The organism is Streptomyces sp. P5F9 (assembly GCF_057961495.1).
This window is the reverse complement of the sequence record NZ_JBXVPZ010000393.1, coordinates 1-9,309: the sequence shown is the minus strand read 5'-3', so window position 1 is coordinate 9,309 and position 9,309 is coordinate 1. Positions and strand designations below refer to the sequence as shown.

Genomic DNA, 9,309 nt, shown 5'->3' with positions numbered 1-9,309 from the left:
GTGCGGGGGAGGCGGGCGCGGAAGACCGGGTCGCTCGTGTAGCTGGCGAGGCAATGGCCGCGCAGCTGGGGGAAGTTGGCGGTGGACAGGTCGCGGGGGCGCCAGCCGGTGACCCAGGTGTCCAGGGTGACGACGATGCCCTTGTAGCCCGCTTGTTCGGCGCGGTGGACGAGGCTTGCGGCGAGGTCCTTGTCGGTCGGGGTGTAGAGCTGGAAGAGGCCCGGAGTGTCTCCGAACTCGCCGGCTACCTCCTCCAGCGGGTCGACCGTCAGCGTCGAGGCGACCATCGGAACTCCGGTGCGTGCGGCGGCCCTCGCGGTCGCCAGGTCGCCGTGGCCGTCCTGGGCGCACAGGCCGATGACGCCGATCGGTGCCATGAAGACGGGGGAGGGCAGGCGCATCCCGAACAGGTCGACGGACAGGTCGCGTTCGGCCGCGCCGACGAACATGCGGGGGACCAGGCCCCAGTGGTCGAAGGCGGTGACGTTGGCGCGCTGGGTGCGTTCGTCGCCGGCGCCGCCCGCGACGTACGACCACACGGAGGGCGGCAGCGCGGAGCTCGCCCGGTCCTCCAGCTCCGCGAAGGCCATGGGGTAGGACGGCACGATGCCGCCGAGCCCGTTCAGATAGATCTCGTTCTGGTAGGAGCCGAACGGCTGTCCCACGCCCATGCCATCTCCCTCTGCGCTGAGGTGCCCTGCCCGCCGGTGAAGGCCGGTGAAGTGCAGGATTCTCGCACCCCGGGTCAGGCGGAGGGAGCGCCGGGGGCCAGCCGGACCGGCAGCTCCCGCCGGCCCTGGGCGATGAACGACGGGACCTGTACCAGCTCGTCCTCCTCCACCGCCAGGGAGATGCCCGTCCGCGTTCCTGGCCACGTCGAAGAGGCGGGCGAGCTTCACGGCGGCCTCGACGGCCTCTGTCCCCGAGCCGGAGAAGTGCACGCGGTCCAGACCGGCCGGCGCGACCCCGGTGAGCGCCTCGGCGGCGAGCCTGGAGACAGGATGCAGGAACAGCCGACCGGACAACGCCGGCCGCCCCGCCTGCCCCCGCACTGCGGAGGCCGGGTCACGCCGTGGTCCACTGACCGGAACGGCACGGTTTCCACCCCGTCCGATACAGCGCCGGTAAGGGGCGCGGGGCAGGATCGATTTGCGGCTCCGCCGCGGGGCGCGCCCAGCCACACACGACCGGCACCCGAAATGGCACCGCATCCACGACGGACCGATGCGGCCAACCCCCGGAGGGCATGGCAGGCTTGGGGCATGGCCGTGCAGATCAACCCCAGCATCCTGTCCGCCGACTTCGCCCGCCTGGCCGAAGAGGCGAAGGCGGTAGAGGGAGCCGACTGGCTCCACGTGGACGTCATGGACAACCACTTCGTCCCGAACCTCACGCTCGGCGTGCCGGTCGTAGAGTCGCTGGCCCGGGCGACGGACACCCCGCTGGACTGCCATCTGATGATCGAGGACGCCGATCGCTGGGCGCCGCAGTACGTCGAGGCGGGTGCCTCCTCCGTCACCTTCCACGTCGAGGCGGCCGGTGCGCCGGTGCGGCTCGCCCGTGAGATTCGGGCCAAGGGAGCGCGCGCGTCCATGGCGCTGAAGCCCGCGACGCCGATCGAGCCGTACGAGGATCTGCTCCCCGAACTCGACATGCTGCTGATCATGACCGTGGAGCCGGGTTTCGGTGGCCAGCCGTTCCTCGACATCATGCTGCCGAAGATCCGCCGTACCCGGGAGCTGATCAAGAAGCACGGACTGGAGCTGTGGCTGCAGGTCGACGGAGGAGTTTCGGCCTCGACGATCGAGCGCTGCGCGGACGCGGGCGCGGACGTGTTCGTCGCCGGTTCGGCGGTCTACGGGGCATCCGACCCGGCCGCGGCGGTACGTGCATTGCGCACACAGGCGGAGGGGGCCACCGGCAAGGCATCCTGGGCGTGCGACCACTGAGCGGCAGGTATGTGAACGGCGGCCATCAAGGCTGATCAAGTGCGCCGGATCTGCGAGGATGAACGGCGAATCCAGAGTGTGAACAGCAGTGAGGAGATCGCCGTGTCGGGTATGTCGGCGGGCCGGTCAGCCATGCGGATGGGACCCGCAGAGCTGGTGCAGGCGGCGGCCATGGCCCGCCGCTTCTACCTTGAGGGCAAGTCCAAGATCCAGATCGCGGAGGAGTTCGGCGTCAGCCGCTTCAAGGTGGCCCGGGTCCTGGAGACCGCTCTCGAACGGGATCTCGTACGGATCGAGATCCGAGTACCGGCCGAACTGGACGCGGAGCGCTCGGACGCGCTGCGTGCCCGGTACGGCCTGAGGCACGCCGTCGTGGTCGAGTCCCCGGCCGAGGTCAGCGAGGAGTCGCCCGATCCCGAGAACCTCGGGGAGGTCGCGGCCGACCTGCTCGGCGAGCTGGTCAACGAGGGCGATGTGCTCGGCCTGGCCTGGGGCCGGTCCACCATCCACATGGCGGCCGCCCTCGACCGGCTGCCGCCCTGCACGGTGGTCCAGCTGACGGGCGTGTACGACGCCGGGACCGCCGAGCGCGGCTCGGTCGAGGCCGTACGGCGGGCCGCGCAGGTGTCGGGCGGCGACGCCCACCCCATCTACGCGCCGATGCTGCTGCCGGACGCGGCCACCGCGGAGGCGCTGCGCCACCAGACGGGCATCGCCCGGGCCTTCGAGTACTTCGACAAGGTCACGGTCGCCTGCGTCTCCATCGGCTCCTGGGAGCCTGGCATCTCGACGGTCTACGACATGCTCAGCGACGAGGAGCGGGCGCACTACTCGTCCCTCGGTGTCGCCGCCGAGACGTCCGCGCACCTCTTCGACGCCGAGGGCCGCCGGGTCGGCCGGGACCTGGGCGAGCGGTGCATCACCGTCAAGGCGGACCAGTTGCGCCGTATCCCCGAGGTCGTCGCGATCGCGGGCGGGCAGCGGAAGGCGGCGGCGATCGACGCGGTCCTGCGGTCCGGCCTTGTCACCAGCCTGGTGACGGACACCGCGGCGGCCGACTATCTGATGACGGCCGGGTCGCCGCCGAAGTCGGCGCTCAGCCGGACGGACCCCGACGGGATCTGAACCGACACCGACGGGCCCTGACAACGGGTCGTACGGGGACGGCCGTGGCAGCATCGGGCGCATGCTGCTGCGGTTCGTCTCCCGGATGCTCCTCGTCTGTCTGGCCGTACTGCTGCCGGTCGGCTGTTCTTCTACGGCCACCAGCGGTACCGGCACCGCGACGGTCAAGCTTTCCCAACTCCCCGCCGAGGCACAGCAGACCGTCGCTCTCATCGACAGGGGCGGACCCTTCCCGTACGCCAAGGACGGGGTCGTCTTCGGGAACTACGAGAAGCTGCTGCCCCAGCAAAAGCGCGGCTACTACCACGAATACACCGTCAGGACGCCGGGCTCGCGCGATCGCGGGGCCCGGCGCATTGTCACCGGGCAGGACGGCGAGATCTACTACACCGATGATCACTACAAGTCGTTCAGGACGGTGCTGAGATGACGGAGCTCGCGGTCACGCTGGACCTCGACGGGGTCACGGACAAGACCGGCCTGATGGACCGCTGTGCCCGTGCGCTGTCCCTGCCCGACTGGTTCGGCCGGAACTGGGACGCCCTCGCCGACAGCCTCGGCGACCACACCGTCTGGCCCGAGGGCGCGGTGGAGCAGGGGCTGCTGGTCGTCGTACGGAACTGGCAGTCGTACGCCAAGGCACGGCCCGACGAGTGGGAGACCGCCGTCGACGTCTTCGGTGACGCGGTCGACCGCACGCCGAACCTCTCCGTCGTGCTCGCGCTGGGCGGAGCCGGGCGCTAACCCGATTGTCCGAGGCGGCTGGCAGAGTGTTCGGTATGGAGCAACAGGAGCAGCGCACGTCGGTCCGTCTCGTGGTCGTGGACCCGGACCTCGAAGCGCAGTGCGACCGGGTGGAAGAGCACTTGCTGGCGCCCCTGGCCGAGTCCGTGGGCGGGGCGAGTGGGCACGCGCTCTTCGCGGACGGGCTCGCCGTCTTCAGGCGGGTACGGGAGGCACTGGCCGACGCGGTGGCGCGGGGCCCCAAGGTGTGGACGCCGAACGGCCGTTGGGAACACGAGGGTCTGCGCATCGTCGAACTGCCCACGGAGGAAACGGACTTGCTGTACGCGCTGCTGCGCGAGCTGTCCGGGCTCCTCGTGGCCCCGCCGGACCTGCCCGACCCCTCGGGCGTCGTGGCCACCGTCCGCACCACCGTCCTGACGCCCGAGAAGACCGCCGTCGGCCTGGTCGGCGCGCTGGCGCGGGTGCTGTCCCTGGTGGACCTCACCCCCGACGCCGACACGGCCACGCTCTTCGCGGCGATCGAGGCGGGCGGCGGCGAGGACGTGAGACTCAGCTACGGGCAGGACGAGGCGTGGCAGCGCCTCGCCCACCGGCTCACGATGCTGCTGACCGAGTCGGCTCCGCTGCATCGCTTCCTGTACTGATCCGGGTTCGCGTTTCCCGTACCGAACGTGGCCCGCGTCAGCGGGAGTCGCGCCTGCGGCGGGCGACGAGCAGGGCCGCCGAGCCCAGCACCACGGCCCCGCCCGCCGCGGTGGCGATGAGGGCCATGGGGCCCGTGCCGGTGTGCGGGAGTGTGCCGCCGGGCGCGGCTGTCGCGGTCGGCGCACCGCCTGACGCTCCCGGCGTGACGGACGTGCCGGACGTGGGCGAGCTCGACGTCGGCGAGGTGGCCGCCTTGTCGAAGGCGAACGTCACGCTGTCGTCGGCGGTGTTCCGGTCGTGGAGGGCGATGCCCGCCGGGCCGGGGAGTACGGTCGCCGTGCCCTTGGCGCCGGTGTAGTCCTTGGCCGCCTTCACCCACAGCACGAACAGCTGGCTCTGCCCGGCGGCGACACCGCGCGGCACGGGGCAGACGTAGTGCCGGTGGCCCGCCGCGAAAGGCGCCGTCTTCGTGTCGCCGGCCCAGAGGAAGCACTCGCCGTAGGGCGTGTCCTCCCCCTCCTCGAAGGCGTTGCCGGTCGCGACCGTGCCCTTGGGCAGGACCACGTCGACCAGGGCGACGGCCTTGGTGCCGACGCCGTACGCGGAGGCCGGGCCGTGGTTCACGGCGTTCAGGGTCAGGGTCCACTCCCCGGCCGTGCGGCGGCGTGTCACGGCGGCGGTGGCCGCGAGATCCGCGGAGCTGTCGGTCGAGACGTCGACCCGGCCCGTGGCACCGCTCTCGAAACCGTCTCCCGCACCGGAGGATGGCACCAGGGTGAGCGCGGGCCCGGTGCCCGGGGAGCTGCCGCCACCCGGGTCCACGCCGGGCTTCAGGAGCTCGGCCGAGTAGTCGGTCACGGCGGTCAGGACGTGCTCGCCGACCGTCGCGGTCAGCGGGCTGCTCAGCTCGACGGTGGCGCCCGCGGCCACGGGGGCGGTGAAGACACAGGTGACGGAGGCCTGGCTGCCGGGTTCGACGGGGTCGTCGCCGTCGCCGTAGGCGCAGTTGGAGAACTTCCGGTCGAAGACCAGCCCGCCCAGCGACTCCCAGCGCAGCATGATGCGCCGGTCGGTGGCCAGGTCGCCGGTGTTGCGCAGCCGCAGCGGAAGCTCGATCCGGGAGCCGATCTTGGCGTGCGTCACGTCCGGCACCTTGCCGACGACCAGGTCGGGGACGCCGACGACCACCTTCGCCTGCGCGGTGGCGCCGGTGCCGTGGTCCGCGCTGACGGTGTACTCGATCGTGCCGGTGGCGCCGACGCCGACGCCCGTGTCCGCCCGCACGGTGAAGTCGACGTACGGCGGCTGGGCGATGTCCTTGTTGACACAGGTGAGGACCTGCCCGGCGGTCGTGCACCTCGGGTCGCCGACCGCGACGCTCGCGATGCCGGCCAGGTCCCGGGCGTCGACGACGAGCGTCTCGTTCGTCTGGAGGGGAACATTCGCCCCGCCGTCGTAGAACATCCAGCCCACGTGGACCGACTGCGCGGACGCTCCCACGTTGAGCTGCTTGTCCGCGTCGATCACGGCGTAGGACTGCGTCGGCAAGGGGGAGGGGCCGGCGGCCAGGGCCGCGGATCCTGGTGCGAGGGCGAGCACCACGGCGGCGAGCGCCGTCCCGAGCACCGTGCGGTGGAAAGTCATGCCCGTTCGATACGCGGGGTGTCCCGAAGGTTGCCCACATGTGAATCACGGGTTCGTTTTGGGTGTTCCTCCAGGGGCGCCGTCGACCTGCCTGGACGATGGTCCGAGGCGTGGCATCGCGCCCGACATGGGACAATGAAGTACGTGCTCTTCCCCCTGGCTGACCTGTCCGGGGACCACCTCTGATCGACTGGGATGTGCAGCACGTGCGTTTCCTCAACGACATCCAGCCCCCGTACGACCTGACGTACGACGACGTCTTCATGGTGCCGCGCCGCAGTGCGGTCGGATCGCGTCAGGGCGTGGACCTCAGCTCCCCGGACGGCACGGGCACCACCATCCCGCTGGTCGTCGCCAACATGACCGCCATCGCCGGGCGCCGGATGGCCGAGACGCTGGCCCGGCGCGGTGGCCTCGTCGTCATCCCGCAGGACATCCCGATCGAGGTCGTCACCGAGGTCGTGTCCTGGGTGAAGAGCCGCCACCTCGTGCTGGACACCCCCATCCGGCTGGCCCCGCACCAGACCGTCGCCGACGCGCTCGCCCTGCTGCCCAAGCGTGCGCACAACGCCGGTGTCGTCGTGGACGAGGGCCAGCGCCCGGTCGGTGTCGTCACCGACGCCGACCTCACCGGTGTGGACCGCTTCACGCAGCTCGCCGAGGTCATGTCCCGGGACCTGCTGCTGCTCGACGCGGACATCGACCCGCGCGAGGCGTTCAACAAGCTGGACGCGGCCAACCGCCGCTACGCGCCCGCCGTCGACCAGGACGGCAAGCTCGCCGGCATCCTCACCCGCAAGGGCGCCCTGCGCGCCACGCTGTACTCGCCGGCCGTCGACGCGGACGGCAAGCTGCGCATCGCGGCGGCCGTAGGCATCAACGGCGACTTCGCGCAGAAGGCCAAGCAGCTGCTGGACGCGGGTGTCGACACGCTCGTCATCGACACGGCGCACGGCCACCAGGAGTCGATGATCAGCGCGATCAAGCAGGTGCGGGCCCTCGATCCGCAGGTCCCCATCGTGGCCGGCAACATCGTCGCCGCCGAGGGCGTCAAGGACCTCGTCGAGGCGGGCGCCGACATCATCAAGGTCGGCGTCGGGCCCGGCGCGATGTGCACCACCCGCATGATGACCGGCGTCGGCCGGCCGCAGTTCTCCGCCGTCATGGAGTGCGCCGCCGAGGCCAAGAAGTACGGCAAGCACGTGTGGGCCGACGGCGGGGTCCGGCACCCGCGCGATGTCGCCATGGCGCTCGCGGCCGGCGCGTCGAACGTGATGATCGGCTCCTGGTTCGCGGGCACGTACGAGTCCCCGGGTGACCTCCAGCAGGACGCCGACGGCCGCCTCTACAAGGAGTCGTTCGGTATGGCGTCGGCCCGCGCGGTCCGCAACCGCACGTCGGACGAGTCGGCCTATGACCGCGCCCGCAAGGCGCTGTTCGAGGAGGGCATCTCCACCTCCCGCATGTTCCTCGACCCGGCCCGCCCGGGCGTCGAGGACCTGATCGACTCGATCATCGCGGGCGTCCGCTCCTCCTGCACGTACGCCGGCGCGGGCTCCCTGGAGGAGTTCGCCGAGCGCGCGATCGTCGGCATCCAGAGCGCGGCCGGCTACGCGGAGGGCAAGCCCCTGCACGCCAGCTGGAGCTGACCAACTCGCTTTGCTGCGGCCCTTGTTGTTCCGGCGTCGGGATGCTGCGGGGGGGGCGTGGGTGTGCTGCGGCGGTTACCGCTCTGGGGCAAGTCTTCGCACGTGGGCTGGAGTTGGCCAACTCCTTGTCGTACGGCCCTGTTGTTCCGGCGCCGGGATGTTGCGGGGGTCGTGGGTGTGCTGCGGCGGTGACCGTCCTGAGGCAAGTCGTTGCACGTGGGCCGGAGCTGACCAACTCCCTTTTGCGCGGCCCCTGTTGGTCCCGGCGCCCGGGATATTCGGGGGCCGTCGGCGTGCCCGGGGGCTAACGTCGGGCACATGGAGATCGCCGAGTGCCGGGCCGCCGACGTGGCGCTGCTCGACCAGTACATCGGCTCGCCGGGGGCCGACTCGACTCATGCCCGGCGGTTCGCGCGGCAGGAAACGGGAGGGGGTACCTATCTCGTCGCCTGGCTGGACGGCCGGCCCGTCGGCCACGCGGAGGTCATCTGGGACGGCTGCGCGGCCCCGGCGGTGCGGGCCGCGCTGCCCGGCTGTCCGGAGCTCAACGGTCTCGCCGTGTGGCCCCCGGAGCTACGCTCGCGCGGCATCGGCGGCGCGCTGATCCGGCGGGCCGAGGAACTGGCCCGGGAGCACGGCCGTACGGTCCTCGGGCTGGGCGTCGCGGCCGACAACCCGAGGGCCGCCGACCTCTACGCGCGGCTCGGCTACCGGCCCCTGACGGACTACGTGGACCGCTGGTCGTACGAGGACCGCGACGGGGTCACCCGCGAGTGCGCCGACCCCTGCACCTTCCTCACCAAGGAACTGCCGTCAGGCGCCCTTGACGTCAAGCAGCCCTGACGCAACGCTGCACCCATGACCACACCCCAGAGCATCGAACCCGAGCACACCCTCCTCACCGCCGTCGCCCGCCTCGACCACCTCCGCACCCGCGAGTCCCTCGCCGGCTTCGGCAGCGACGCCGAGGCGCTCGACAAGGCCGAGACGCTGGAACTGCTCGCCCTGACCGAGGTCGTCGCCCGCAAGGCCGCCTACGGCCGTCAGCTCACCGTCCGCGCGGCCCGCGAGGCCGGTGCGTCCTGGACGCAGATCGGGGCCGCGCTCGGCATGAGCAAGCAGGCCGCGTGGGAGGCGCACACGCGGTGGATCGACGCCCAGGCGGAGGCCTTCGGGAAGCCCGGCCGGATGGGGTTCGACGAGGGCGACGTGGCCGAGGCGCGGGCCCTCGCGGGGGAGCCGGACGAGGGCTGACCAGGGCTTCGCCGAAAGCCGAACCAGGCATGGGCGAGGGCTGACCAGGGCTTCGCCGACAGCCGAACCGCGCATGGGTGAGGGCTGGACAGGGCCTCGCCGACAGCCGAACTGCGCATCGGCGAGGGCTGGACAGGGCTTCGCGACAGGGCCTCGCGCAACGGCCAACAGCCACCCCGCACCGCTCGGCAACTCCCACCACCGCTCTGCAACTCACCCCGCCACCGCGCGGCCCATCGACGACAAGGCCGACATCGCCGCCGTAGCCGGGCTGTCCGCGCAGGACAGCCAGGTCG

The 9,309-nt window shown here is 71.6% G+C and carries 11 protein-coding genes; 9 read left to right on the top strand and 2 right to left on the bottom strand.

Annotated elements, in window-relative coordinates:
- A partial coding sequence (locus AC31A1_RS39755) for an alpha-hydroxy-acid oxidizing protein (protein ID WP_489657950.1) occupies nt 1-671 on the bottom strand: 671 nt, incomplete at its 3' end.
- 591 nt (nt 672-1,262) lie between these two features.
- On the opposite strand from AC31A1_RS39755, the gene rpe reads away from it, so the two are divergent.
- The 5 genes from rpe (at nt 1,263) to AC31A1_RS39730 (ending at nt 4,465) form a co-directional block, all read left to right on the top strand.
- Nucleotides 1,263-1,949, top strand: a complete 687-nt coding sequence (rpe, locus tag AC31A1_RS39750; protein WP_489657949.1) for a ribulose-phosphate 3-epimerase — start codon at nt 1,263-1,265, stop codon at nt 1,947-1,949.
- 78 nt (nt 1,950-2,027) lie between these two features.
- A complete protein-coding gene (locus AC31A1_RS39745) occupies nt 2,028-3,074 on the top strand; it encodes a sugar-binding transcriptional regulator (protein WP_366434325.1) in 1,047 nt (348 codons plus the stop codon).
- A 61-nt stretch (nt 3,075-3,135) separates the two neighbouring features.
- Nucleotides 3,136-3,504 (top strand): guanyl-specific ribonuclease, encoded by a 369-nt coding sequence (locus AC31A1_RS39740; protein ID WP_489657948.1) that lies wholly within the window; start codon nt 3,136-3,138, stop codon nt 3,502-3,504.
- The gene (locus AC31A1_RS39735) at nt 3,501-3,818 is read left to right on the top strand and encodes a barstar family protein (protein WP_489657947.1); all 318 of its coding nucleotides are present in this window, start codon (nt 3,501-3,503) and stop codon (nt 3,816-3,818) included. The genes AC31A1_RS39740 and AC31A1_RS39735 overlap by 4 nt, the downstream gene beginning before the upstream one ends.
- A gap of 35 nt (nt 3,819-3,853) precedes the next feature.
- Nucleotides 3,854-4,465 carry a hypothetical protein gene (locus AC31A1_RS39730; protein ID WP_489657946.1) on the top strand — a complete coding sequence of 204 codons (612 nt, stop codon included), beginning with the start codon at nt 3,854-3,856 and terminating at the stop codon, nt 4,463-4,465.
- A 37-nt stretch (nt 4,466-4,502) separates the two neighbouring features.
- Here the strand turns inward: AC31A1_RS39730 and AC31A1_RS39725 are convergent, their stop codons facing one another.
- Nucleotides 4,503-6,110, bottom strand: coding sequence for an LPXTG cell wall anchor domain-containing protein (locus tag AC31A1_RS39725; RefSeq protein WP_489657945.1), 1,608 nt, complete (start codon nt 6,108-6,110; stop codon nt 4,503-4,505).
- A 206-nt stretch (nt 6,111-6,316) separates the two neighbouring features.
- Between AC31A1_RS39725 and AC31A1_RS39720 the strand changes: the two genes are divergently transcribed.
- From AC31A1_RS39720 to AC31A1_RS39705, 4 genes are all read left to right on the top strand, one after another.
- Nucleotides 6,317-7,759: a GuaB1 family IMP dehydrogenase-related protein gene (locus AC31A1_RS39720; RefSeq protein WP_489657951.1), complete on the top strand. Its 1,443-nt coding sequence runs from the start codon at nt 6,317-6,319 to the stop codon at nt 7,757-7,759.
- Between the two features lie 318 nt (nt 7,760-8,077).
- A complete protein-coding gene (locus tag AC31A1_RS39715) occupies nt 8,078-8,602 on the top strand; it encodes a GNAT family N-acetyltransferase (protein WP_489657944.1) in 525 nt (174 codons plus the stop codon).
- 15 nt (nt 8,603-8,617) lie between these two features.
- Nucleotides 8,618-9,013, top strand: a complete 396-nt coding sequence (locus tag AC31A1_RS39710) for a hypothetical protein (RefSeq protein WP_489657943.1) — start codon at nt 8,618-8,620, stop codon at nt 9,011-9,013.
- Between the two features lie 73 nt (nt 9,014-9,086).
- Nucleotides 9,087-9,309 (top strand): hypothetical protein (locus AC31A1_RS39705; RefSeq protein ID WP_489657952.1); only part of this gene is annotated, 223 nt, incomplete at its 3' end.

Excerpts from the sequence above, each read along its gene's own strand:
- AC31A1_RS39715 (WP_489657944.1), top strand. The coding sequence starts at position 8,078 with ATGGAGATCGCCGAGTGCCGGGCCGCCGACGTGGCGCTGCTCGACCAG.
- AC31A1_RS39730 (WP_489657946.1), top strand. The coding sequence starts at position 3,854 with ATGGAGCAACAGGAGCAGCGCACGTCGGTCCGTCTCGTGGTCGTGGAC.
- AC31A1_RS39740 (WP_489657948.1), top strand. The coding sequence starts at position 3,136 with ATGCTGCTGCGGTTCGTCTCCCGGATGCTCCTCGTCTGTCTGGCCGTA.
- AC31A1_RS39735 (WP_489657947.1), top strand. The coding sequence starts at position 3,501 with ATGACGGAGCTCGCGGTCACGCTGGACCTCGACGGGGTCACGGACAAG.
- AC31A1_RS39725 (WP_489657945.1), bottom strand. The coding sequence starts at position 6,110 with ATGACTTTCCACCGCACGGTGCTCGGGACGGCGCTCGCCGCCGTGGTG.
- AC31A1_RS39710 (WP_489657943.1), top strand. The coding sequence starts at position 8,618 with ATGACCACACCCCAGAGCATCGAACCCGAGCACACCCTCCTCACCGCC.
- rpe (WP_489657949.1), top strand. The coding sequence starts at position 1,263 with ATGGCCGTGCAGATCAACCCCAGCATCCTGTCCGCCGACTTCGCCCGC.